This is a genomic window from Rhodococcus sp. BP-349 (assembly GCF_019835845.1).
In the GTDB taxonomy this organism is placed as follows: domain Bacteria; phylum Actinomycetota; class Actinomycetes; order Mycobacteriales; family Mycobacteriaceae; genus Rhodococcoides.
The window spans coordinates 1,068,772-1,091,603 of sequence record NZ_JABUDR010000001.1 but is presented as its reverse complement, the minus strand read 5'-3'; the positions used below and the strand labels follow the sequence as shown (position 1 = coordinate 1,091,603).

22 protein-coding genes are annotated in these 22,832 nt (G+C 68.5%); 10 read left to right on the top strand and 12 right to left on the bottom strand.

Annotation, left to right across the window (positions count from 1 at the left end; genetic code table 11):
* Positions 1-32 precede the first annotated feature (32 nt).
* On the bottom strand, positions 33-1,034 hold the full coding sequence (locus HQ325_RS05190) for an iron-siderophore ABC transporter substrate-binding protein (RefSeq protein WP_222627005.1): 1,002 nt from the start codon (positions 1,032-1,034) through the stop codon (positions 33-35).
* A 152-nt stretch (positions 1,035-1,186) separates the two neighbouring features.
* Here HQ325_RS05190 and HQ325_RS05185 point away from each other — a divergent pair, with 152 nt between their 5' ends.
* From HQ325_RS05185 to HQ325_RS05175, 3 genes are read left to right on the top strand one after another with little or no spacing between them, the layout of a single operon-like run.
* On the top strand, positions 1,187-1,480 hold the full coding sequence (locus tag HQ325_RS05185) for a chorismate mutase (protein WP_222627004.1): 294 nt from the start codon (positions 1,187-1,189) through the stop codon (positions 1,478-1,480).
* A gap of 25 nt (positions 1,481-1,505) precedes the next feature.
* Positions 1,506-1,838 carry a multidrug efflux SMR transporter gene (locus HQ325_RS05180; protein WP_222627002.1) on the top strand — a complete coding sequence of 111 codons (333 nt, stop codon included), beginning with the start codon at positions 1,506-1,508 and terminating at the stop codon, positions 1,836-1,838.
* Positions 1,838-2,164, top strand: coding sequence for a multidrug efflux SMR transporter (locus tag HQ325_RS05175; protein ID WP_222627001.1), 327 nt, complete (start codon positions 1,838-1,840; stop codon positions 2,162-2,164). Before HQ325_RS05180 ends, HQ325_RS05175 begins: the two co-directional genes overlap by 1 nt.
* A 16-nt stretch (positions 2,165-2,180) precedes the next feature.
* Here the strand turns inward: HQ325_RS05175 and HQ325_RS05170 are convergent, their stop codons facing one another.
* Positions 2,181-4,532: a pyruvate dehydrogenase gene (locus HQ325_RS05170; RefSeq protein WP_222627000.1), complete on the bottom strand. Its 2,352-nt coding sequence runs from the start codon at positions 4,530-4,532 to the stop codon at positions 2,181-2,183.
* A 315-nt stretch (positions 4,533-4,847) separates the two neighbouring features.
* Between HQ325_RS05170 and HQ325_RS05165 the strand changes: the two genes are divergently transcribed.
* From HQ325_RS05165 to HQ325_RS05155, 3 genes are all read left to right on the top strand, one after another.
* Entirely contained in the window at positions 4,848-5,570 is a 723-nt protein-coding gene (locus tag HQ325_RS05165) for an ANTAR domain-containing protein (protein ID WP_222626999.1), read from the top strand.
* 36 nt (positions 5,571-5,606) lie between these two features.
* Positions 5,607-7,994 (top strand): HAD-IC family P-type ATPase, encoded by a 2,388-nt coding sequence (locus HQ325_RS05160; RefSeq protein ID WP_222626998.1) that lies wholly within the window; start codon positions 5,607-5,609, stop codon positions 7,992-7,994.
* 105 nt (positions 7,995-8,099) lie between these two features.
* The gene (locus tag HQ325_RS05155) at positions 8,100-8,750 is read left to right on the top strand and encodes a glycosyltransferase family 2 protein (protein WP_222626997.1); all 651 of its coding nucleotides are present in this window, start codon (positions 8,100-8,102) and stop codon (positions 8,748-8,750) included.
* On the opposite strand, the gene HQ325_RS05150 is transcribed toward HQ325_RS05155, so the two are convergent.
* The 3 genes from HQ325_RS05150 to HQ325_RS05140 are packed head-to-tail and all read right to left on the bottom strand — an operon-like array spanning position 8,751 to position 11,049.
* Positions 8,751-9,293, bottom strand: coding sequence for a class I SAM-dependent methyltransferase (locus HQ325_RS05150; protein ID WP_222628918.1), 543 nt, complete (start codon positions 9,291-9,293; stop codon positions 8,751-8,753).
* A 41-nt stretch (positions 9,294-9,334) separates the two neighbouring features.
* Complete coding sequence (locus tag HQ325_RS05145) at positions 9,335-10,090, bottom strand: PIG-L deacetylase family protein (RefSeq protein ID WP_222628915.1); 756 nt, start codon at positions 10,088-10,090, stop codon at positions 9,335-9,337.
* Positions 10,084-11,049: an acyl-CoA dehydrogenase gene (locus tag HQ325_RS05140; RefSeq protein WP_374107186.1), complete on the bottom strand. Its 966-nt coding sequence runs from the start codon at positions 11,047-11,049 to the stop codon at positions 10,084-10,086. The genes HQ325_RS05145 and HQ325_RS05140 overlap by 7 nt, the downstream gene beginning before the upstream one ends.
* A gap of 190 nt (positions 11,050-11,239) precedes the next feature.
* Between HQ325_RS05140 and HQ325_RS05135 the strand changes: the two genes are divergently transcribed.
* On the top strand, positions 11,240-12,106 hold the full coding sequence (locus HQ325_RS05135; RefSeq protein ID WP_222626996.1) for a short-chain dehydrogenase/reductase: 867 nt from the start codon (positions 11,240-11,242) through the stop codon (positions 12,104-12,106).
* On the opposite strand, the gene HQ325_RS05130 is transcribed toward HQ325_RS05135, so the two are convergent.
* From HQ325_RS05130 to HQ325_RS05105, 6 genes are all read right to left on the bottom strand, one after another.
* Complete coding sequence (locus HQ325_RS05130) at positions 12,050-13,234, bottom strand: CdaR family transcriptional regulator (protein ID WP_222626995.1); 1,185 nt, start codon at positions 13,232-13,234, stop codon at positions 12,050-12,052. The two genes, HQ325_RS05135 and HQ325_RS05130, sit on opposite strands and share 57 nt — an antisense overlap.
* Positions 13,235-13,268: 34 nt before the next feature.
* Positions 13,269-14,102: an SDR family NAD(P)-dependent oxidoreductase gene (locus HQ325_RS05125; RefSeq protein ID WP_222626994.1), complete on the bottom strand. Its 834-nt coding sequence runs from the start codon at positions 14,100-14,102 to the stop codon at positions 13,269-13,271.
* Entirely contained in the window at positions 14,096-15,862 is a 1,767-nt protein-coding gene (locus tag HQ325_RS05120; protein ID WP_222626993.1) for an alpha/beta fold hydrolase, read from the bottom strand. Before HQ325_RS05120 ends, HQ325_RS05125 begins: the two co-directional genes overlap by 7 nt.
* Positions 15,859-17,349, bottom strand: a complete 1,491-nt coding sequence (locus HQ325_RS05115) for an NAD(P)/FAD-dependent oxidoreductase (protein ID WP_222628911.1) — start codon at positions 17,347-17,349, stop codon at positions 15,859-15,861. The genes HQ325_RS05120 and HQ325_RS05115 overlap by 4 nt, the downstream gene beginning before the upstream one ends.
* On the bottom strand, positions 17,349-17,873 hold the full coding sequence (locus HQ325_RS05110; RefSeq protein WP_261777970.1) for a thioesterase family protein: 525 nt from the start codon (positions 17,871-17,873) through the stop codon (positions 17,349-17,351). The genes HQ325_RS05115 and HQ325_RS05110 overlap by 1 nt, the downstream gene beginning before the upstream one ends.
* Before the next feature lie 139 nt (positions 17,874-18,012).
* Positions 18,013-18,600: a TetR/AcrR family transcriptional regulator gene (locus HQ325_RS05105; RefSeq protein WP_222626991.1), complete on the bottom strand. Its 588-nt coding sequence runs from the start codon at positions 18,598-18,600 to the stop codon at positions 18,013-18,015.
* Between the two features lie 111 nt (positions 18,601-18,711).
* Between HQ325_RS05105 and HQ325_RS05100 the strand changes: the two genes are divergently transcribed.
* The 3 genes from HQ325_RS05100 to HQ325_RS05090 are packed head-to-tail and all read left to right on the top strand — an operon-like array spanning position 18,712 to position 22,083.
* Positions 18,712-19,350 carry a VOC family protein gene (locus tag HQ325_RS05100; RefSeq protein ID WP_222626990.1) on the top strand — a complete coding sequence of 213 codons (639 nt, stop codon included), beginning with the start codon at positions 18,712-18,714 and terminating at the stop codon, positions 19,348-19,350.
* A 25-nt stretch (positions 19,351-19,375) separates the two neighbouring features.
* The gene (locus HQ325_RS05095) at positions 19,376-20,302 is read left to right on the top strand and encodes a fumarylacetoacetate hydrolase family protein (RefSeq protein ID WP_222626989.1); all 927 of its coding nucleotides are present in this window, start codon (positions 19,376-19,378) and stop codon (positions 20,300-20,302) included.
* The gene (locus HQ325_RS05090) at positions 20,299-22,083 is read left to right on the top strand and encodes an FAD-dependent monooxygenase (protein ID WP_222626988.1); all 1,785 of its coding nucleotides are present in this window, start codon (positions 20,299-20,301) and stop codon (positions 22,081-22,083) included. The genes HQ325_RS05095 and HQ325_RS05090 overlap by 4 nt, the downstream gene beginning before the upstream one ends.
* Positions 22,084-22,110: 27 nt before the next feature.
* On the opposite strand, the gene HQ325_RS05085 is transcribed toward HQ325_RS05090, so the two are convergent.
* Complete coding sequence (locus tag HQ325_RS05085) at positions 22,111-22,677, bottom strand: hypothetical protein (RefSeq protein ID WP_222626987.1); 567 nt, start codon at positions 22,675-22,677, stop codon at positions 22,111-22,113.
* Positions 22,678-22,832 lie beyond the last annotated feature (155 nt).

Sequence of the window (22,832 nt, the reverse complement as noted above, 5' to 3'; positions counted from 1 at the left end):
AGGCAGCCTTCACACGTTCGGCCCCGCGCCCCTCACGACCGGAGGGCGTCCGCCAGAAGGGGAACCACCGTGTCGAGTGCGTAGCGCAGTGAGAGCGCCGAGTTGGTGGAGTACGACTTCGCCACGGCCGGGTCGTCGAACACGATCGCACGCCCCCGCGCGACGGCCGGAATGCTGCGGAACAGCGGGTTCTGCTCGATGTCCGGCGCTGTCCTGCCGATCGGGAACATGACGACGAGGTCCGCGTCGAGCAGACCCAACTGCTCGTCCGCGATCGGTACGGAGAAGCGCACCGGGGTCATGGACGCGATGGTCGGGTTCTGTCGGAACCCGAGCCGCATCAGGAACTGCACCCGTTCGCTGTCCTCGATGTAGGCGCCGAAGCCGGTCCCGCTGAGGGCGCCCACGGTGACGGTCCTGCCCTCGAACTCGGGGTGGCCCGCGGCGGCCGCGCGGAAACCGTCGTCCAGCCCGGCGATCAGTTCCGCGCCCCTGTCGGGCACGCCGAGCGCCGCGGCGACCATGGTCACCTGGTCTTCGTAGGACGTCGTGTAGTTCTCCGCTCCCTCCGGGATGCCGACCGTCGGGGCGATCGCCGCCAGCCGGTCGTGTCGGCCGACGTCACCCGAGCTCTTGGTGTCGAGGATCAGATCCGGCTCGAGCGCTGCTACAGCTTCGTAGGACGGTTCCAGCGTTCCGATGATCTCGGGTGGAGTGTCGTAGAGACCCTCGGCCCACGGGCCCACGCCCTCTCCGCCGAAGTCGAGCCAGTCGCTCGCACCGACAGGCTGGACCCCCAGCGCCAACGCCGTCTCCGCATCTCCCCACCCCAACGCCACGACACGCGTCGGCGCCGAGTCGATGTCGACGGCGCCGAACGCAGTGTCGACCGCCGCCGGGTAGACGCCGCCCGGTGTCCGCGCCGCGTCACGGTCGTCGTCCGTCGGGGCAGACGAACACGACACGGTGAGGGCCACCATCGCGACGAGAACGGGAATCAGTCGCCTCAGGGGCGTGCGGCGAGTGCGGAACATTGCGTTAGCCTAACCTCACTTCAGGCCGCAGCGTGTACTGCGACCCAGCTCACAATCACCATCGCCGCAGGTGAGACCCGTTCTCGACCGGTCGCCGAAAAATATCTCGGCAGATCGGTAATGAAATCCGGGATGGGCGCGATTCAGTAGACATGAGCATTGCAACCGACTTCGCCACCGCAGACGTCACGCGCAACCACGGTGCCGACACCGCCCACGACATCGACTCCCTGCACGACGAGATCGAGCGTCTCGACGCTCAGATCCTCGCCGCTGTGGCACGCCGCACCGAGCTCACTCGCACCGTCGGCATGATGGAGCCTCGCTCGGCCGCATCGTCCGCACGCGAGATGTCGGTGCTCCAGCGCTTCGGCGATCTCGGCCACGAGGGCCGCACCCTCGGCATGCTTCTCCTGCGTATGGGCCGCGGACAGATCGCTCGCTAGTCCGACCGTGCGGTAGAACTACCGCATGGTGTGGTTCGTTCTGGCAGCGGCCGTGGTGGCCGAAGTGTCCGCCACCCTGTCGCTTCAGGGTTCCGAGACCCGTCCCGCCCTGTACGTGGTCGTCGTCATCGGATACCTGCTGGCGTTCGTCGGACTCGCGTTCGTACTGCGCCGCGGAATGGCCCTCGGTGTCGCGTACGGAATCTGGGGAGCGAGCGGTGTCGCTCTCACCGCCCTACTCGCGACGGCGCTCTTCGGTGAGCCGCTGACCATCGTGATGGGTCTCGGAATCGGGCTGGTCATCGTCGGTGTACTCCTCGTCGAGACCGGGTCTCACCCCGCACAGCGGGAACCGTGATGCAGTACCTGTTCCTCCTCGGCGCCATCCTCCTCGAGGTGTCGGCCACGCTGTCGCTTCGCGTGGCGGCCACCGGACGCCCCGCGTTCTACGGGGTCGTCGCACTCGGATATCTCCTCGCTCTCGTCGCCCTTCTCGGTGCGCTCCGTTCCGGCCTGGCCCTCGGTGTGGCCTACGGCATCTGGGCCGCGTCCGGAGTGGCCCTCACCGCCGTGGCCTCCCGATACCTCTTCCGTGAACCCCTGACTCGCCGCATGCTCGGCGGGATCGCGTGCATCGTCGCCGGCGTCCTGCTCATCGAACTCGGTGCCGCGGCCGCTCGGTGACCGTGCCGCGACGCAGTCAGTGACCGGTGACGTCGAGAGCGGCCCGGACGATCGAATCGGTGTCGATGTGGTGGTGGCGGTACACCTCGTCGAGTGAGCCGACCTGCCCGAACTCGCTCACTCCCAGAGACGTGGACGGCACCCGGTTGACCGTCGCCAGGAACGCGAGCGTGTGTGGATGACCGTCGAGGACCGTCACCATCGGCGTCGCCCGCTCGGCCGGCAGCAGTTGATCGAGAATCCACGACTCTGCGTCGAGATGCCCCTGCCGGGCCTGCACCGCCCGATACAGCTCCCCCGGACTCGTGACGCACAGCACGTCGGCCACGAGCCCGATCTGCTCGAGCCGCTCCGCGGCAGCGAGGGCCTCCGTGACCATCGCGCCCATCGCCGCGATGGTCACCACGGCGCCGTCCTGCCGCACCAGCGGGTATCCCCCGGCCACCACCTGCCGCCGTCGACGCTCGCGCGCCGCCGGATCCGCCGGAACGTTCGCCAGCGACTGCTCGACCGGCCTGGTCGACAGGCGCAGGTACGCCGACGTGCCGCCCGGTCGTCCCAACCGACCGATCGCCGCCAGCAGCGTCCACTCCACATCGATCGCGAACGCCGGTTCCCAGCTCACGCACCCGGGCTGCTCCAGACCGATCGACGGCGTCTTGATCGACTGGTGCGCACCACCTTCCGCGGCCAGCGTCACTCCCGACGGGGTGCCGACGAGAATCGACTGACCGCCCGCGTAGATGCCGTACGACCACGGCTCGAGCGCGCGTTCGACGAACGGGTCGTACATCACCCCGATCGGGAAGAGCGGCTCCCCCCACCGGCTCCACGTGGCCCCGAGCTCGCCCATCAACCCGACCAGGTTGGTCTCGGCGATGCCAAGTTCCATGTGTTGTCCCGTGGGGCTCTCGCGCCAGTGCATGATCGTCTCGGCGTCGTCACCGAACCAGTCGTGGCGTTCCGACGAGGACCAGACTCCGACCTTGTTCACCCAGCCACCGAGGTTGGTGGTGGAACTGACGTCGGGACTGACGGTGACGACCCGCCGCGCCGCCTCGGGCGCCTGCCGCGTCAGATCCAGCAGCACCCGCCCCAGCGCGGCCTGCGTCGTCGCCGTTCCCTTGGGCGTACGCCCGATGTCGGTCGGCACCACCGGAGGCTCGACAGTGCGAACCGGTTCCCGACGCAGGCGATCCGCGGTGTCCTCGCACACCCGCCCGGCAGCACTGCCGTCCGGGAATCGTCCCCACGGCGCGTCGGGGTCGGTGCCGAGCGCGTGAGCCAGCTCGGCGTACTCCTCCACCGTCAACAGTGAGGAGTGGTTCTGCGGATGACCCTGCGTGGGCAACCCGAAGCCCTTCACCGTGTAGGCGATGATCACCGTGGGTCGAGTGTCGTCGATGCGGTCGAATGCGGCGCGCAGGGCGGCGAGGTCGTGTCCGCCCAGGTTGCGGATGGCCTCCGTCAGCGCGGTGTCGTCCAGATCGGCGACGAGGGTGCGGATCCTCTCGGCACCGGGCCCGTCGCCGGGCAGTCGGCTGCGCAGTTCGTCCGCCGTGCAGCGCAGCAACCGCTGATACTCGGGATTGGGCATGTCGATGATGCGTTCGCGCAGGGCCTCACCGCCCGGGCGGGCGAACAACGCGTCGAGAAGGGTGCCGAACGAGACGGTGACGACCTGCCAGCCGGCGGCGTCGAACATCTTCTCCAGCCGCCGCGCAGCGAAGTTCGGCACCACTCGATCCAGCGACTGGCGGTTCAGGTCGACGATCCACACGATCTCGCCGAGGTCCGCGATGCCAGGGTCGATCACCGCTTCCCACACCGCACCCTCGTCCAGTTCGGCGTCGCCGACGAGCGAGTACTGCCGCCCGCGGAATCCGGTGGCCGCCCGGTCGTCGTCCGCGTCGCCGAAGGCGGCGTCGACGTACCGGCGCGACATCGCGCCCCAGATCGGTGCCGTCGCCCCGATACCCACAGACCCGGTGGAGTAGTCGACGGTGTCGGGGTCCTTCGCGCGCGAGGGGTAGGACTGCAACCCGCCGTAGGACCGCAGCGTCGTCAGATATTCCTCGTCCAACTCACCGAGGAGGTAGTTGATCGCGTGCAGCACCGGGGACGCGTGCGGTTTGACCGACACCCGGTCTCCGGGCTGCAACTGCTCGAACCACAGCGACGTCATGATCGACACCATCGACGCGCACGACGCCTGGTGGCCACCCACCTTGAGCCCACTCGGGTTCGGCCGGATCCGATTGGCGTGGTGAATCATCGAGGTCGACAACCACAACACACGCTGCGCGATGCTCTCGAGTGCCTCCGCTGTCCGCGGCGTTCGGTGGTCGACATTCTCGTTGCTGGTCATGGCGCTTCCCCCTCAGGACGTCATCTCCGGCTCGGTGCATCGCGGAGATGCTCAGGTCACCACGGTCTTGCCATCTGCACAAGATCCGGCTCGGACCTCGAGCATTCTGCGCACAACGCGAGAAGTCGTCGAGGACGCTCCGAGCGAGTTGACCATGTCGGTGATCGTCGCCTTGCGGCGATCGATGTGCCCGTGCTCGAGGACACCGGCGGATGTGGTGTGCGGAGACGACAGGCGGGTACACGATGAAAGGCGAGACACTCCCTCAGCTGCGGTCCACGAGCCGGTTTCACGAACGCAGCGAAGGACGCCCCCATGGCATCGAACTCGGCCCGCGAGCCGCACCCACCCGACGAGCGCGTCTCGGGCGAACTGCGGTCCGGTCGCACTGCGGAGACGTGGCTGGCTTCCTGTGTGCAGTGGTGCCGGGCGGACGGGGCTGCCGTGGTGGCGGAGTCGGCCGCCGATGCCGACGTCCGGCTCGTCACGTATGCGACGGACGACCTGGCCGAACGCCTGGCCGACCTCCAGTACCTCCTCGGCAGCGGACCACACACCGACTCGATGGCGGGGGCAGGACACAGTCGCCTCGACGTAGAGAATCCCGACCACGGCGTCCGCTGGACCACCCTCGTCGACGAACTGGCGACACTCGGAGTCGTCGAGGTCGCCACGTTCCCCATCGGTGCCGCCGGCACACCGCTGGGAACACTCCAGATGTACTGGCGCAGTCGACGCCGGAGCAGCACGCACTCGGACGCCGCCATCGCAGCGCTCGTCGAGCAGCGCCCGGAGTTGCTGGCGCCACGCGTTCCCCTGTGCGACGACCTGGACGGAGACACCGTGCTGACGGCCGTCGACGGCGGGCCCGACCATGGGTTCGATCTGTCGACCGTGCACCTGGCGATCGGCGTGGTGGTCGCGCGGCACCATCTGAGCGTCCAGGCCGCGTCGGCGCTGCTGCGAGCACAGGCGTACAGCGCGGGAACCTCGGTCACCGAACAGGCCCGACGGGTGCTGGACGTCCAACGAGGCTGACGACCGACCTCGTCGACACGAACTAGGCTCCCCTCCATGCTGTCGAGCGACGTCCCCACCGCAGAAGGACTCACCACCGCGGAGGCGGAGACCCTCGCATCGCAGGGTCGATCCAACGACGTGCCGGCCCGCTCCTCGAGGTCGGTCGCAGACATCTTGCGCGGCAACATCTTCACGCGTATCAACGCGATCCTGGCGGTACTCCTCGTCATCGTGCTGTCCACCGGGTCGATCATCGACGCGATGTTCGGTCTGCTCATCGTCGCGAACAGCGGGATCGGCATCATCCAGGAACTCCGCGCGAAACGTACCCTCGACGCGCTCGCCATCGTCGGACAGAGTCGCCCCCTCGTGCGACGAGATGGTCGAGCGCGGGATCTCGCGCCGCACGAGGTGGTGCTCGGCGACGTCGTGGAACTCGGCCCGGGCGATCAGATCATCGTGGACGGCGACGTGATCGAGGCGGACTCGCTCGACGTCGACGAATCACTGCTGACGGGTGAGTCCGACTCGATGACGAAGACCCCGGGCGACTCCGTGTTCTCCGGGTCGTTCGTCGTCGCCGGCCGCGGCGCCTACCGCGTCACCAAGGTGGGCAGGGAAGCGTACGCGGCCCAGCTGGCCGAGGAGGCAGGCAAGTTCACCCTCATCGACTCCGAACTCCGGTCCGGTATCGACCGCATCCTCCGCCACATCACCCGGGTGATGATCCCGGCCGGCATCGTCATCGTCGTCAACCAGCTCGTCGTCACGGGCCAGCCGCTCGGCCCCGCGCTCAACGGCATGGTGGCGGCACTGGTCCCGATGGTGCCGGAAGGACTGGTGCTGCTCACCTCGCTGGCCTTCGCCGTCGGCGTGGTCCGCCTCGGACGTCGACAGTGCCTCGTGCAGGAGCTTCCGGCGGTAGAGGGGCTGGCCCGTATCGACGTGGTGTGTGCGGACAAGACCGGAACGCTGACCGAGAACGCGATGGTCATGTCGGACCTGATACTGCTGTCGACCGAGTCGGGCGAGGACGTCCGGCGCGATCTGTCCGCCGTCGTCGCCGACGACGATCGACCGAACGCCAGCATGATCGCCGTTGCCGACGCGCTTCCGACCGCGCCGGCCCGGACGGCGTCCGCTCGGGCCCCGTTCTCGTCGGAGAAGAAGTGGAGCGGAGTCTCTTTTCCCGACGCGGGCAACTTCCTGATCGGCGCGCCGGACGTACTGCTGGATCCGGCATCGGAGGCCTCCGCACGCGCGACCGAGCTGGGCGCGGCCGGCAAGAGAGTGTTGCTCTTCGCGACCAGCGACCTACCGATGGATCACGCCGACGCACCGGGTGTCGTGACGCCCCGAGCGCTCGTCGTGCTGGAACAGAAGATTCGGGGGGACGCCGGCGACACCCTGAACTACTTCGCCGATCAAGCGGTTCAGGTCAAGATCATCTCCGGCGACAACGCGGTGTCCGTGGGCGCGGTGGCCGGGTCGCTCGACGCTCTGCCGTCGGGTGATGCGGTCGACGCCCGCAGTCTCCCGTCGAACACCGAGGAACTCGCGGACACCATGGAGCGCCATGCTGTGTTCGGACGGGTACGACCGGAACAGAAGCGGGACATGGTCACCGCCCTGCAGAGCCGTGGTCACACGGTGGCCATGACGGGTGACGGCGTCAACGACGTACTGGCCCTGAAGAAGGCCGACATCGGTGTCGCCATGGGAGCGGGGAGCCCTGCGGCGCGGTCCGTGGCGCAGATCGTGTTGCTGGACAACGCGTTCTCGACACTGCCCCACGTGGTGGCCGAGGGACGCCGGGTCATCGGCAACATCGAACGCGTCTCCACCCTGTTCCTCACCAAGACGGTCTACTCGGTGGTGCTCGCGGTCCTCGTCGGGCTGTCGGGTCTGCTGTCCCTGATCGTGAACGTCGATCCGCTGCCCTACCCGTTCCTGCCTCGCCACGTCACCATCGCGGCGTGGTTCACCATCGGCATCCCCGCGTTCCTGCTGTCGCTGGCGCCGAACAACGAGCGCGCCCGCTCCGGCTTCGTTCCGCGGGTTCTGCGCAAGGCGGTGCCCGCAGGACTGGTGGTGGGAATCGCCACGTTCGCGACCTACCTCGCCACCTACGACGGACCCGACGCCTCGCGCGCGGACCGGATCCAGTCGAGCACCTCGGCGCTCATCACGCTGATCGTCGTCGCGATGTGGGTCCTCGGTACGGTGGCCCGGCCCATGCAGTGGTGGAAGGTGACGCTGCTGACGGTGTCCGTGGCGGCCTACGCGGTCATCTTCACCGTGCCGCCGCTCGCCCGCTTCTTCGAGCTGGACGCGGGCAACGCGTCCTACACCGTGCTCGCGTTCGTCTCCGCGGCAGTGGGGATCGCGGTTCTGGAGGCGGTACGCCCCGTCGTGCGGTCCCGCGCGCATCGCACGGCGTAGCGCGCGCACAGCACCGCGCGCTGCGCATGATTGGCGACGACGGGAATCGGGCATTTCACAGGTGTGCATTTCACGCCGACCCGGGTCGAGCGCATCGTGGCAGTGGTGCCTGCCCACAACGAGGACGCATCGCTGTCGGTGTGCCTCGATGCCCTGCGCACCGCTCGCGCGCTGTCGCCGGTCCCGGTGCGACTGGTGGTGGTGCTCGACGCCTGCAGTGACAGCACCGCGGAGGTGGTGGGCGGGGGCGTCCGGTGCATCACGACGGACGTCGCGAACGTGGGAGCGGCTCGGGCGCTGGGTTTCCGGTCCGACACGTCGACCGCCGGATCGTCCACCTGGTATGTCAGCACCGACGCCGATTCACTGGTCGACCCCGGCCACTTTCGGTCGATCGTGGCGTCCGCCGCACACACACACGTCCTACCCGGGCCGATCCGCATCGAGGACGGACATCGCGATCCTGCTGTGCTGCGGCGGTTCCGGCGCGAGTACGCGGACCGTGAACGACGCGGTCTCCTGCAGGTCCACGGGGCCAACCTCGCGGTGCGCGCCGATGCCTATCGCGCTGTCGGAGGCTTCCGGGCGCTCGCCGTCCACGAGGACGTCGATCTCGTCGAGCGCCTCGGGCGCCGGGGGTACCGCATACGCCGCGCGGGCGCTCCGTGCGTGACGACGTCGGCCCGCTCGAGTACCCGCACCACAGGCGGCTTCGCCACGTTCCTCGACGAGATGGCGACTCCCGCCACCGCCTGATCAGAGTGCGCCAGTACCCCGCGTGAAGACGTCGACGAGAACGTCGTCGTCGCGGTACTCCGCCCGGAGGAGCAGGTGCGGTGACGCGCGGAACGCGGTGTGCACCTCGGCCGCAGTGCTCGGGTACTCCGGAACGTCGTGGCGCCAGTGCGCGATGCACACGGTTCCGCCGGGCTCTGCCGCATCGACCGCCTTCGACACCAGAGCGTCGAGCTCCGTCGGGTGGACGTAGTAACACATCTCGCTCAACATGACGAGATCGAACTGCTCGCCAGGCCACCCGTCGTGCAACGACTCTCGGCGGAACTCCACGTTCGGAATCCCACGCTCCCGTGCGCGACGCAACGGTGCCTCCGAGATGTCCGTGGAGAGCAGGCGATCGGCTCGGCCCGCGATGAGTTCGGACAGAACGCCCACGGAACACCCCGGCTCGAAGGCCGACCGGTACCGCTCGTTCGGGAGCATCGCCATCGTGAGGGCGTACTTGCGTCGCTCGTACCACCGGCTCTCGAACCCCCACGGGTCCGGATCCGCCTCATACATGCGCTCGAAATAACTCGCCGGGACACCTCCGGGCTGCCCGCTCACACGAACACCGTCTCGTGAGAACGCAGGAGCCGCTCCAGAACCCACGGCGGCAGGATCTCGTCCTCGTTCCCGTCCCGAGTCGTCTGGCTGACGAATCTGCTCACCGCTACCTCCTTGCGCGCGACCGCGTCCGCGTCGAGCGTGATCGTGCGGGCCGACTCCCAGTCCACGGCCTCGTCCCCGGGTTCTGCCCAGTGCCACATCCACACCGGGTACTCGACGAGCGTGCACCCGTTCCGGATCGCCGCCGTGGCCGACGCGCGGCCGACCGCTTCGTGATCGGGGTGGCCGTCGCCGCGCAGCGTCGTCGCGCACCACACCGTCGTACCGCGCCCCACGGTGTCGAGCACGTCGACGAGAGCGTCGACGAGGGCGCGCTCGTGCTCGGCCACCTGTCCGTCGGGCAGGCTCAGCCGACGGACGTCGACGATACCGAGATCCACCAGTGCCGAGTCACTTTCTGCTCTGCGCACCGCTTCCAGGTCGGCGCGCGACCGCGCGGGCGTGGGGGTGTGAGACGCGCCCCCGTCGGTGACGGCGACCACCGTCACCGGAACACCGGACGCGGCCAGCATCGATGCCCAGCCGCCCAGACCGAGGACCTCGTCGTCGGGGTGCGGAGCGACGAGGACCAGATGCGCCAGCCCGTCGTGGGCCAGGTCGGGGTACGTCGAACCGTTCTCGAGCCACACGGACTCCGGCGTTCCGCGCTGTGCCACCGGGCGTTCCGCGAACCTGTCCACACTCACGATGCGGAGCCCGTCGCCGCGACCGCCCGACCCAGGTTCTCCAGATCGACCTCGGCGTGGCTCTGGCGTAGATACGTCGTCAGGTCTGCCACCCGGCGGGAGTGCTCTGCGTCCAGACCGAGGGGAGCCGCACCCAGCGCACGGCCGACCCGGTCGAGAACCTCGGTGCAGGCCCGCTCCACGATGGCGCGAACCCGCATGGCGCGGACTCTCGCCTCGTCCAGAGCCAGTGGGTCTCGGTCCACTTGACTGGCAGCGGCGTCGAAGGTGTTGACGCAGGCCGCCAGTGCTGCGTCCACTGCGCCGAGGTGCGCGAGCGCGTGCGGGCCCGCCCGGTCCGCAGCGGCCCTGCGATAGAGCGGGTCGGCGACGGCGAGCGCCACCCCGAACCAGCAGGCGGCCACCCCGATCGCACCGTGCCAGAATCCGGCGCGCGCGGTGTAGTCACCCGGCCGCCCCACCGCGACCGCGGGCGTTCCCGCGAGAGATACTGCACCGGAATCGCTTTCGCGCATCCCCGTCGCGTGCCACGTGTCGGGTTCGGGGGTCACGGTGCCGCTGTCCAACACCACGGCGAACAGTGCGGAGTCCTCCCCCGCTCGTGCGGTCACCAACGCGTGCGAGCAACTGTGGGCGCCCGAGCACCACATCTTCCGGCCGGTCAGCGACCAGGAACCGTGCGCGTCGGAGACCGCGTTCACGGGCGGCAGTGTCTCGGCGGCCCACACTCCCCACATCTGCTCGGACGAGGTGGCGGGACCACCCAGTTCCGCGCTGATGGCGACGGCGTCGAAGTGGGCTTCGAGCAACCGGCCGACCACCGCGTCCTCGCGGCACCACGCGGTCAGCAGTTCCCAGCGTCGCCTGGTCGCGCCGGCTCCCGGTAGCGGGATCTCACCGGCGGACGCGATGCGGGACCGTACGGCCGCGGCGACACCGGGGTCGAGATCGTCCGTACTCACGTGAGCTGCTCCTGTCGTCGTTCCGAGCGGGTACCCGATCGGCGTCTCGCCTACGCAGACCGATCGATCGCTCGCTGTGCGGCTGCACAGCGCAGCCCGGATCGACGTGGAGTCACGCACCTGTCCCGCGACCGCCCGCCGGGCGACGCTGAGGGGGACCGTGAAGGACGACCAGTGGAGGACAGGGCGCATGGCATCGATGGCAGGCAGAGTCGTACTCGTCACCGGCGGTGCGTCCGGGATCGGTCTCGAGACCGGACGACGGCTCGCGTCTCTCGGCGCGCACGTGGTGCTCGTGGACCGCTCCGACATCCCCGCGTCGGTGATCGGCAGCCTGGACACCAGCGCTCACGGCCGGCACCTGGCCGTGACCGCCGACGTCACGGACTCGGACTCACTGGAATCAGCCGTCGCGCAGGTTCTCTCGGAGTACGGGTGCCTCGACGTGGTGGTGGCCAATGCGGGCATCGCCGAGGCCGGCACCGTTGCGATCAGCGACATCGACACGCTCACCCGCATCGTCGACGTCAACCTGAACGGCGTCATCCGCACCGTGCACGCCACACTCCCCGCCGTCACGGCACAACGCGGTTTCTACCTGCTGGTCTCGTCCGCAGCCGCCCTGAAGACCGTGCCGGGCCAGTCCGCCTACGCTGCCGCCAAGACGGGCGTCGAGGCCTTCGGCGGTGGTCTGCGCCTCGAGGTGGCACACAAGGGCGTCGGTGTCGGGGTCGCGCATCCCGCGTTCGTTCGGACTCCGATGTTCGAGTCGCAGAACAGCATCGAGTCGGTGCGGGCGAGCATCGAGGAACTGCCGTGGCCGTTCGACGTCGTCACCGACGTCGAGGACTGCGCCGACGCGTTCGTCGACGCCATCGTGCGGCGCCGGCGAAAGGTGTACGTGCCGGGCGCGCTGCGCGGCGTCGACAAGATCCGCGGTGTGTTCACGGGCTCGCTGTGGGACGCGATCCTTCGTCCGAAGATGCGGAAGACGGTCCCTCTACTGGAGCGCGGGATTCTCGAGAGCCGAGCGCGAGCCGCGCTCACGCGTCAGTAGCCACCAGGCCAGGACGAGATCGGCTGTCCGGTCGATGTCGAGGCCCGTCAGATCTCCGAAGCGTGCCACCCGATTGCGCACGGTGTTGCGGTGCACGAAGAGGGCGGCGGCGGTGTCGTCCACGCGTCGATCGTGATCGAGGTACGCCGCGACGGTGTCCAGGATCTCGCGACCGGCCTCGCCGCGCTCGGCCACCGCGGTCAGATGCGCGGACGCGAGTCGATCCGCCGCCGCCTCGCCCAGCGCGAGGAGTGGAAGCGGGCCCAGCGAGGCCAGGTCGACCATCCCCGTCCTCTCGAAGCGGGTGGCGAGATCGAGTGCCTGCCGCGCCTGTCCGTACGACGCGCGCGCGTCCGCTGCCGGTCGAGCATCGCCCAGACCGACCGTCACCGTGGCCGTGAGGCGGTCCGGAACCCGAGGTAGCAACGCGACGAGGCAGCCGTCGATGACCGCGTCCACCACGCCGAGATCATCGGTGCCGCAACGGAGTCGCAACATCGACCGGATGTCCGACACGAGCGACGAGTCGTTCCAGGCCACGCAGGCGACTCGGTAACGGTGGTCGAGGGCGATACCGTGCTCACGGGCGTCCCGCTCGACGGACGCGGGCACGTACGACCCGTCGACGAGCTGCCGGATGAGATCTGCTCGGCGGGTGGCACCCGTGACCGCTCGCTCCTGCATCACCGTGTTCACGACGGCCGAGTACGACGTGGCCCACTCCCACATCAGATCCTGCATGTCGTCGATCAGATCGGTCGACAACTGCTGGTCGACGGCGTTGCGCCGGATCATCTTGAACAGCTCGCGGGCGCCGAGCTGGATGCTGTGCGCGACGAGTTCCAGGGGGATCCGCTGATCGGCCCACCGCCGGACGAGATCGGCGACGTCCCGCTCGTTCACGGCAGGCGCATCGCTGCGCACTCGCCACAGCACGATGTCCAGGACGGCGCGCGTGTTGCGCTGCACCTCCTCGTGCGCCACCGAGTCGTACACCGGAATGCTTCTGCGGTACAACGACGTCAGGTCCGATGCGACGGCGTCGAGTTGTTGCTCGGCGTCGGTGACGAGAGAGGCGATGCGCGCGGCGATCTCCCGCTCCCGCGGAGTGCCCGTCCGGTCGCTCATCGCGTCTCCTCTTCCACCACCGTGCCCGTCCGGTTCACGAGCGTCGCACATCCCTGGCCGCGAGTGCACGAATCGTCGGAGCCGCTGCTCGACTCCGCGCCGTGAACGGTGCCGTCGGGAGTGCGGCACGGAGGACGAGGAGGACGCGGCCGGCTCTCGGGTACACCATGCGCGACGACCGCCGTTCGAGAGCGCGGACGATGTGCGGAACGATGTCGTCGACGGGGTTGACCGCACCGAACGGGCCGGGAAGGGCGGCGAGCAGGGCCGCGAACGCAGGCTGCGCCATCTTTCCCGTGACCATCGACGTGTCGATCCATCCCGGGTGCAGGGATCCGACGCGCACTCCGGTACCGCTGAGCTCCAGTCGCAGGGCATTCGCGAACGCTTCCAGCCCGGCCTTCGCCGCGGCGTAGCCCGAGTGGCCGGGCTGATGAGCGAAGGACGCCCAGGAACACGTGAAGGCGATGTGGCCGCGCGAGGCCAGGACAGCCGGGAGCGCGGCCCGCACGATGTTGTGGGCACCGACCAGGTTGATGTCGATCATGCGCTTCCACGCTCCGTCGGGCAGGAGGTCGAGCGGACCGTACTCCGACACCCCGGCGTTGGCCCACACGATGTCGACCCGCCCCCGCTCGGCGACGACGGCGTCGATCACCCGTCGGCAGGCGTCGGCGTCCCGGACGTCGAGCACGTGGGTGTCGCACGGTCCCGTCAGCGACTGCGCGGTACGGGCCAGGCCGGCCTCGTCCACGTCGAGCAGGACGACGACGGCACCGAGGTCCGAGCACCACCGCGCCGTCGCGGAACCGATGCCGCCGGCCGCGCCCGTGATCACGAGGACCTGGCCGTCGAGGCTGCTCACCATTCGACTCTCCCGTGCGACGTGGGCGGGAGATCGACGACCGCCAGCGCGGATTCGGTGATGCTTCCGAGGATCAGTTGCGCGCCGCGCCGGACCACGCTGGTGACCATCGAGTACTCGGGCGACGCCGACTGCAGGTCGTGCACGGCAGCGCCGCCGGAGTCGAGAGCGATCACCCACGTCGTGGACTCGCCTTGTCGCACGCTCTCGGGCAGGCGGTACGCGAGCCTCCGGACGATGCCGGGAAGCTGCGCGACACGATCGTGCAGTGCACTGCGCGGCGTCGCCATGGCCACCCACAGAAGGTCACCGTCGGCCGAGACGTTGTCGGGGAAGGCCGGCAGGTTGTCGGCGACCACACGCGGCGGTCCGGCGCGACCGTCGACGAGGGGGTATTGCAGCACGGCGAAGTCGCCCGTCGAGATCACGGTGGCGACATCCTCGTCGTCCGACACCGCGAGTCCGTTGGCGAACTGGAGACCGTCGACGAGCGTGCGCGCGTCGCCGTCGGGCGACAGCACCGCCAGCCGGCCCGTGCCGGAGTGCTCGAGAAGATCGGCGAGGAAGTCGTGGAACCCGAACCGCCGGGTGGACACGGTGAAGTAGATGTTTCCCGACCGTCCCTGGACGATGTTCGACGCGAAGGTGATCGGTTCGCCGTCGAGTCGGTCGAGAAGGACGTCGACCGCCCCGGTGTCGAGGTCCACACGGAGGACGCCGCGTTCGGCATCGCACACCAGCAGCGTGGCGTCGTCGACGACGGTGATGCCGAGCGGCCGACCTCCGGTGCTCGCGAGAGTCTCGACGCCGTGACCGGTGTCGTCGATGGTGACCCGGACGATGCGCCCGTCCTCCAGTCCGGTGAGCACTCGCCCCCGCGAGTCCAGCCTGACGTCCTCCGGCCCGCGGCCCGGCAGTTCGAGACGGCGGATCGACGCCACCGGCTCCGTGCTCGCCACCTGCCGTGCTCGGGCCGGCGCGCTCGGTGGAGTCCACCGGACCGGGCGTAGTCGCGGAGCCACCGCGGGAGAGGGTCGGACCACCTCGCTCGCGGACGCGTCGCCGGCGATCACGGCAGCCACGGCACCGGCCGAACTCCACGGAGCACCGTGCCCCTCACGATGCAGCGGATACGCGGTGGTGCGCGGACCGCCCGCGCTGTCCGCCATCGCGGCCGGATCCACCCGGCGATCGTCGAGACCGTAGACGAGCGAGGCCGGGACGGACAGTCTCGACAGTCGTTCTCCCAGCGGCCCGTCGGTCAGGTAGTGGTCGATCGCCGTCGAGGAGGCGCGGAAGCGACGCAGTCCCGTCGCGACGAGATCCCGCACAGCGAGCTCCGGAACCGGACCACCGGGAGCGAACGCGGATGTCAGGCCGGACCGGAGCCTGCGTTCGGGCAGGACCTTCCACACCGCGGCGCCGAGAACCGGCACACCGAGAACCGTCTCGGACACACCCCTCGCCGTCAGTCGACTCGCCGTGGTCGGCGGCGTCGCCACCAGCACCAGGCGGGTCACGAGCCCCGGGAACTGCTCTGCGAGCGACGTGGCGACGAGTCCGCCGCGAGAGTGACCCACCACGACGGCCGGGCCGATGCCGGCAGCCCGGATCGCACGGGCGAGGTCGAGGGCGTCCTGCTCGATCGACGCGGTTCCCGCCACCTCGGGCGCGAACACCGTTCCGGCGAGCAGAGGTCGAACGCGATCCCAGATCGCCGACGACCCACCGAGTCCGTGCAGGAGGACGACGGGCTCGCTCATCGCGGCACCTCGTCCGCATGGACAGCGTGGTGCTTCTCCTCGAATCGCACGGCACGGCGTCGATACCCGAGGATGCTGCCGGGCCAGAGGTTGCTGTTGCGCCCGGCGGGGTCGAGATACCAACTCGAGCATCCACCGCTCGTCCACACCGTGCCGTCGGTGAGGTCGTCGATGTGGGTCGAGTACTCGGCCTGCGCCCGGGTGGTCGGCTCGATGGAACCGCCCGCGGCCATCGCACGACGCATCGCCTTCTCGATGTACGCGATCTGCGACTCGAACATCAGGATGACCGACGTGTGGCCGAGTGCGATGTTCGGTCCGTGCATCAGATAGAGATTCGGGAATCCGGCGACGGTCGTTCCCAGGTATGCCCGCGGGCTGTCGCCCCACGTGTCCGCCATCGATCGACCGGACTCGTCGAAGACGCCGTCCGTCAGCGGAAGTCGACTGGTGTCGAACCCCGTGCCGAAGATGATGGCGTCCACCTCGTGCGCGGTGCCGTTCGTGTCGACGACGCCGTTCGGAGTCACCGTCGCCACGCCCGCCGTCTCGACGGACACGTTGGGTTGCGCCAGAGCCGGATAGTACTCGTCGGACAGCAGAATCCGCTTGCAGCCCATCCGATAGTCCGGTGTGAGTTTCTGCCGCAGAACAGGATCGCTCACGGCATGTGCCAGGTGCGCACGGCCCTCGCGCTCCCCGATCGCCATCAACGCAGGGTGGCGGAAGGCCAGGAGCTTCACCTCCCGCTCGAGGTAGATGGCCGCGCGCGCAGCACGCTGGTACCCGGGAACCGACTTCAGGAGCGTCCACGTGCGGGCCGAGATGGGCTTGTCGTCGCGCGGCATCACCCACGGTGCCGTGCGCTGGAACAGGGTCAGGGACTCCACCAGCGGTTGGATTCTCGGAACGAACTGGATGGCCGAGGCACCGGTACCGACGACGGCGACGCGCATACCCGTCAGATCCGTGGCGTGGTCCCACTGCGACGAATGGAACATCGGCCCCGCGAAGGACTCGATGCCGTCGACGACGGGGAGGGACGGGTCGGCGAGGGATCCGGTGGCGAGGACGACGTGGTCCGCGGTCGACGTTCCGCGCGGCGTCTCGAGCATCCACCGCGCCGCCGACGCGTCCCACGTCAGGGATGTGACCGGGCACTCCGTCCGGAGTCGTGGGAGCAATCCGTGGTCCCGCGCGACACGGTCGAGGTACTCGCGGATCTCGGACTGCCGTGCGTAGGTGTGACGCCACCGGTGACTGGGGGCGAACGAGAACGAGTAGAGGAGGCTCTGCACGTCGCACGCAGCACCCGGATAGTCGTTGTCCCGCCACACTCCACCGAGCGTCGCCGCCCGCTCGAAGATGACGAGGCTTCCCTCGTGCAGCGATGCCAGCCCGATCGCGGCTCCGATTCCCGCGAAACCCGAGCCGATGACCGCCAGCGTGTGGTGGTCGGAACTCGTGGAGGTCCCGGACGATGACATCACTGACCCTCTTTCTCTGCGTGATGGTGACGGGAGAACTCCGACCACTCGGCGACGGCTGCCGGGATGCTCCCGGGTAGGACGAAAGTTCCGTCGAGAGCGAGGATTCGCGCCGGCGGCACCGACGTACCGCCCCGATCGGTCAGTCGAACGGACACGACAGCGGTCGCGTGGTCGATGTCCCGGATGTGGAAGACCTGTTCGAAGTACAGGTTCTTGGCATCGGTCCCGATCAGACGGGTCCGGACGCGGTAGGCCCGAGGGAAGGTCAGCGAGCGCCGATACGTGATGCTCTGCGCCGTGACGACGGGGCTCCAGCCCCGCTCTCGGAACTGACGCCAGAGACCTGTTCTCGCGTAGTACGAGATGCGGGCAGCGTCCAGAACGGACAGGTACCTGCCGTTGGTCATGTGCATCAGGATGTCGAGATCCACCGGTAGCACGCGGAACCGTGTCTCGAGAGGATCACCCACCCTGGCCGGCCGTCCGAAGGACCACATGCGGAGAGCCCAGCGCAGCATCATGATCACGGGCGACTCCTCGCTCGACGACGGTATCGGTCATCCGAGTGTGGGCCACGAGGGCGCCGCCCACGATGGCTGCCGCGACACGGCGCCGCTCACCGGGTTGTGCACGTGCCCACCACCGCGAGGTTGCGAGTTGTCAGTGCCCGGTGACCACGCCGAAGGCCCTCACCACGAGATCCACGACGTCGTCGAGCGACAGGTCGTCGCGCTCGACGTACTCGTCGGCCGCTCGGTCGAGGAACCCCGTCCAGGCGACGACCGCCGTGTGCATCACCGGCGTGAGTGGTTGATCCAGTCCGACGATGTCGGCGACCTGACGCGCACCTTCTGCACGCGCCGTTCGTAGCGCCTGTTCGACGGCCGGATCGCCCAACACACCCTCGACGACGACACGGACGTACAGCGTCCGATGGCTCTCCAGGAACTCGATGTGGCGGCGGACGAATCCGTCGAGGCGTAGTTCCGCCGTCTGCTCGTCCGCCCGGGGACTCTGGTGCTGTACCAAGCGGGACAACACATCTGCGAGCGCTGCTGCCACCAGCCCCTGCTTGTCGGTGAAGTAGTAGAACAGCAACCCGTGCGCCACGTCGGCCCGCCGAGAGATGGCTGCTGCGCTGATGTCCGCATCGCCGCCCTCGCTCATGAGAGCGATGGCCGCGTCGATGAGCGCCTGTCGACGATCCCGTCGCGGACGGCGCGCGCCGTCGGGAGAGTTCGCGGACATGGCACCGAGGGTAGTGCACCCGGCCCTACAACTCGAGTAGGAGTCAGTTTCTTGACTGACAGTCAAAGTGCTCGTAGCGTCGATGTCACTTCCTTCGACGAGAGGCTGACGATGAGCGCGACGGCTGACGACACCGGCTCGGCCGGTCTTGACAGGCACGGACCGGATCGCATCGCCCACTGGGTGGTGAAATCGACACGTACCGACGAGATGGTGCGGTGGTACGGCACCGTCTTCGGTGCGCAGGTCGCATATCAGGACGACGAGATCACGTTCCTGACCTGGGACGACGAGTCGCACCGCCTGGCAATCATCGCCGTGCCCCCGGTTCTGCGGCTTCTCTTCCCCCTCGCGCGGCTCAAGCGCAAGGTCTACGGCATCGACCACATCGCTCTGACCTTCACCTCGCTCGAGCGGCTGCTCGAGAACTACGTGCGGTTGAAGCGACAGGGCATCCGCCCGGTCTGGTCCATCAACCACGGCCCGACCATCTCCCTGTACTACGAGGATCCCGACGGCATCCGACTCGAGTTCCAGGTGGAGAACTTCGACCCGGATCACACGGCGGCGTTCTTCTACAGCGACGAGTTCGCCCGTAATCCGATCGGCGTGAACATCGACCCCGACTACTTGCTGAGCCGACTGCGCAACGGCGATTCGCCGGAGGAGTTACGACGACGTGAGGCCGGGACCAGACCGGGCCGCCCAGTCGTGGCGAACAAGAAGACCATCTCGTTCCGAACTCTGTGACCCGTCCACCAGAAAGCGAATCATCATGCCTGTGAACATCGTTCGCACCGCCGAGGGATGGTGGCGCCTGCACGGTGAGACCGCGTCCCGCATCGACACCGCGGCAACCACGACCGGCGGCCTCCTCGCCGATCGCGATGCCCTCGAGGGCGCCCACGGCGTCGAGGTCGCCGTCGGCGACCTCGACGCACTCTCTCCGATCACCACTCCGTGCCGCGTCGTGGCGCAGCTGCTCAACTATCGGTCGCACGCGCTGGACATCGGAGCCGACCCGACGACGCTGCACCCCACCTTCTTCCGGAAGTCGTCGGCATCCATCAGTGGTCCGAACGATGCGATCCGGCAACCCGCCGAGGTCGCCCTGTTGGATCACGAGATCGAGCTGGGCATCGTGATCGGCACGGACATTCCTGTCGGGACGACGGTCACGCAGGACACCCTGTCGCACTACGCCGCGGGAGTGGTCGTGGGAAACGACGTCTCCGCGCGCGAGATCCAATTGACCCGAGTACAGGTCTACGAGAGCAAGTCCTACCCCACCTTCACTCCGCTCGGGCCGCGCCTCGTCCTCTTCGACGCGGCGGACTGGTCCCGCCTCCCCGAGCTGCACATGACCCTGTCCGTCAACGGCGACGTCCGCCAGGATCAGACCATCGGTGATGATCTGATCACCCCACCCGCAGAGGCACTCACCCGCCTGTCCCGTTTCCAGTCCCTTTCCGCAGGAGACGTTCTGCTCACCGGCACACCCGTCGGTACCGCCATCTCGGCACCGCCCAAGATCGTGCAGAAGATCGGCGAGCTGATCCCACCGGCGTTGAAGTGGAAGTTCTTCTTCGCCCGGCAGGCGAAGAATCCGCGCTACCTCGCCGTGGACGACGTCGTGACCGCCACCATCCGGACGGCCGACGGCACGATCGACCTCGGCACGCAGCGGACCGTCGTCCGATGACGACACCGGTGGTGATCGTCGGCGCGGGTCCGGCGGGCGCCACAGCCGCACTGCTGTTGGCTCGCAGGGGAATCCGCAGCACTGTCCTGGAGCGTCGAACCACACCGCTCTTCCATCCGGCCGCACACGTGATCAATGCCCGCACCCTGGAGATCTGGCACGAGTACAGCCCCGATCTGGCGGCGGCGATCGCATCGATGTCGCCACCGCACGACGAGGTGAACCTCATCAGTTGGTTCGGCGGCATCGACGACGGCCCCATCGGATCCATCGATCTGCTGTCCGACCCGGAGCGGAAAGCAGTCGTCGAGAGCCAGAGCCGTTACATGGTCTCGCACATCGGACAGCACCTGCTGATGCCCGTGTTGTGGGATGCGCTCGACGACGAACCGCTGATCGACCTGCGGCGCGGCGTCACCGTTCTCGACGTCGAGTCCACACCCGACGTCGCTCGCGTGCGGACGCGGAGTGGAGACGACGACGACGGAGAGCTGACCGCTCGGTACGTACTGGGGTGTGACGGCGCCAACAGCCCCGTTCGCGACGCCAGCGGCATCGTTCTCGACGGTCCGGTCCTGGCGAACATGGGCAGCGCGTTCTTCACCTCGCACTCACTGTTTCCGGACGATGCTCGTCCACTTCTGAGCTGGATCTACACACCCGATCTGTGCGGCGTGCTGATCTCCCATGCCGATCACCGCTACATCCTCATGACGGCCTACCTCCACCCAGCTCAGGACATCGCCGCGAACAGCCGGGAGTTCTGGGCGGACATGTTGCCGAAGGTACTCGGCGACAAGGACTTCGACCTGGAATCGACCGGAACCTGGTTGATGACGTCGCAGACCGCCGACTCGTTCCGCCGGGGGCGACTCCTGCTCCTCGGAGACGCCGCTCATCGTTTCCCTCACACGGGCGGATTCGGTCTGAACTCCGGTGTACAGGATGCCCACAATCTCGCCTGGAAACTCGACGCGGTGCTGTCCGGCACGGCGTCTCCCACTCTGCTCGACACCTACGAGACGGAGCGGCGACCCGTCGTGGAGAAATTCGCGGAACAGAGTGTGGCCAATCACTTCCGGCTCGACGACATCGGTGGGCGGATCGGCATCACCAACAGGATGCTCGCTGCCGCGACCCGTGTCGCAGCCCGGGCCCCGCTCGTCTCGCTACCCGGCCGTCTCGTCGCGCCCGTGGCCACGGCGATGATGCGTCGGCAGATGCGCCGAGCGCGGCGGCTGGACCCTCGCGCTCCCGGTGCCGCGGCGCTGCGTGGGCAGATCGCCGAGGCTCTCCCCGGTCAGATCGAACACTTCGTCTCCACCGGTCTGCAGTTCGGCTATCTCCACACGAGTGACCTCGTCGCCGACGACGACCCCGCCGTCCGGCCGCCCGAAGACGTGGTCGACTACCTCCCCACCACCTACCCCGGCGCCCGGCTACCCCACGCGGTGGTGTCGATCGGCGGTGCCACCGCGAGCATCCACGACCTGATCGACCCGACCTCGTTGACGCTCGTCGGCCTGGACGGCAACCGGTGGGAGAACGAGCTGAAAGATCACCGTGTCCCGAGCCCGGGTGTCGTGGTGGCTCCCGTCGACGTGCCGGATCCCGAGGACCGGCGTCGAGTGAGAGACCTCCTCGAGGTCGGTGAGGAGGGAGCCGTGCTCGTCCGTCCCGACGGTCACGTGGTCTGGCGTACCACCTCACCTGCGTCGTCGGGCGTAGCCGAGCTGACTACGTTTCTCGAACGGTGGCGCAGCCACTATCCGACGCACTGACGGGCGGTGCTGCGGGTGGCCGGTGGACTACCTGCGGTGGGGACCCACCTTGTTCTCGGGGTTCTCGTAGTCCCCGCGGTACAGACGATTGCTGAAGGGCTTCTCTTTCGGCGGGATCTCGATGAGCCAGTCGTGGTCTCGGACGTCTCTCGGCCGGTAGGACCCCTTGAACGTCACGGTCACCGCGCCGCCGCGTTCCGCCGCCGCCTCCTCCGTGGCCTCACGGCCGGTGTTGAACGTCTCGGCGAGGTCGCGACCGTCGTTGCCGACGATGATGGTCCCGTCGTGCACGAACTGGACGAAGGTTCCGTTGGTGGCCGCAGCGGTTCCGGCGACGGCCGATCCGAGCTCCGGATCCAGCTCCGCGACGAAGTCGGGGGTGCCCGGTGCGGCCTCGCGGTCGTCCGCCCGAACGTCCGCGTGGCGGGCCGGTGCGGGCGCGAGGGTGACGTACTGGCCGAGGGCGCTGTGACGGCCGCGGTCGACGATGTCCCAGACGTGCGAACTCGAGGTGACCTTCACCCTCCCGTCGTGGAAGACGGTGACGCGGTCGGCGCCGTTGCTCAGAATCGTGCGCTTCGCGTTGGGGGGCATCCGGTAAGTATGCGCCCGATCCTCGTCCGCAGTTCCCGGCGGCTCCGAAGGAGCGGATCGCGATGCATCGATCGGAGCCCGTCGGGACCCGTGGTGGTCCCGTCCGGCGAGCCGTACCCCCGAGTCCGAGCGCTGCGGCGCCGAGCCCGTCGAGA

Bases quoted from the DNA above. Each gene is read 5' to 3' on its own strand.
- HQ325_RS05160 (WP_222626998.1), top strand. From the start codon at position 5,607: ATGCTGTCGAGCGACGTCCCCACCGCAGAAGGACTCACCACCGCGGAG.
- HQ325_RS05150 (WP_222628918.1), bottom strand. From the start codon at position 9,293: ATGTATGAGGCGGATCCGGACCCGTGGGGGTTCGAGAGCCGGTGGTAC.
- HQ325_RS05130 (WP_222626995.1), bottom strand. From the start codon at position 13,234: ATGAGCGACCGGACGGGCACTCCGCGGGAGCGGGAGATCGCCGCGCGC.
- HQ325_RS05120 (WP_222626993.1), bottom strand. From the start codon at position 15,862: ATGAGCGAGCCCGTCGTCCTCCTGCACGGACTCGGTGGGTCGTCGGCG.
- HQ325_RS05090 (WP_222626988.1), top strand. From the start codon at position 20,299: ATGACGACACCGGTGGTGATCGTCGGCGCGGGTCCGGCGGGCGCCACA.
- HQ325_RS05185 (WP_222627004.1), top strand. From the start codon at position 1,187: ATGAGCATTGCAACCGACTTCGCCACCGCAGACGTCACGCGCAACCAC.
- HQ325_RS05165 (WP_222626999.1), top strand. From the start codon at position 4,848: ATGGCATCGAACTCGGCCCGCGAGCCGCACCCACCCGACGAGCGCGTC.
- HQ325_RS05135 (WP_222626996.1), top strand. From the start codon at position 11,240: ATGGCATCGATGGCAGGCAGAGTCGTACTCGTCACCGGCGGTGCGTCC.
- HQ325_RS05125 (WP_222626994.1), bottom strand. From the start codon at position 14,102: ATGGTGAGCAGCCTCGACGGCCAGGTCCTCGTGATCACGGGCGCGGCC.
- HQ325_RS05095 (WP_222626989.1), top strand. From the start codon at position 19,376: ATGCCTGTGAACATCGTTCGCACCGCCGAGGGATGGTGGCGCCTGCAC.
- HQ325_RS05190 (WP_222627005.1), bottom strand. From the start codon at position 1,034: ATGTTCCGCACTCGCCGCACGCCCCTGAGGCGACTGATTCCCGTTCTC.
- HQ325_RS05105 (WP_222626991.1), bottom strand. From the start codon at position 18,600: ATGTCCGCGAACTCTCCCGACGGCGCGCGCCGTCCGCGACGGGATCGT.
- HQ325_RS05170 (WP_222627000.1), bottom strand. From the start codon at position 4,532: ATGACCAGCAACGAGAATGTCGACCACCGAACGCCGCGGACAGCGGAG.
- HQ325_RS05110 (WP_261777970.1), bottom strand. From the start codon at position 17,873: ATGATGCTGCGCTGGGCTCTCCGCATGTGGTCCTTCGGACGGCCGGCC.
- HQ325_RS05085 (WP_222626987.1), bottom strand. From the start codon at position 22,677: ATGCCCCCCAACGCGAAGCGCACGATTCTGAGCAACGGCGCCGACCGC.
- HQ325_RS05115 (WP_222628911.1), bottom strand. From the start codon at position 17,349: ATGTCATCGTCCGGGACCTCCACGAGTTCCGACCACCACACGCTGGCG.
- HQ325_RS05175 (WP_222627001.1), top strand. From the start codon at position 1,838: ATGCAGTACCTGTTCCTCCTCGGCGCCATCCTCCTCGAGGTGTCGGCC.
- HQ325_RS05180 (WP_222627002.1), top strand. From the start codon at position 1,506: ATGGTGTGGTTCGTTCTGGCAGCGGCCGTGGTGGCCGAAGTGTCCGCC.
- HQ325_RS05100 (WP_222626990.1), top strand. From the start codon at position 18,712: ATGAGCGCGACGGCTGACGACACCGGCTCGGCCGGTCTTGACAGGCAC.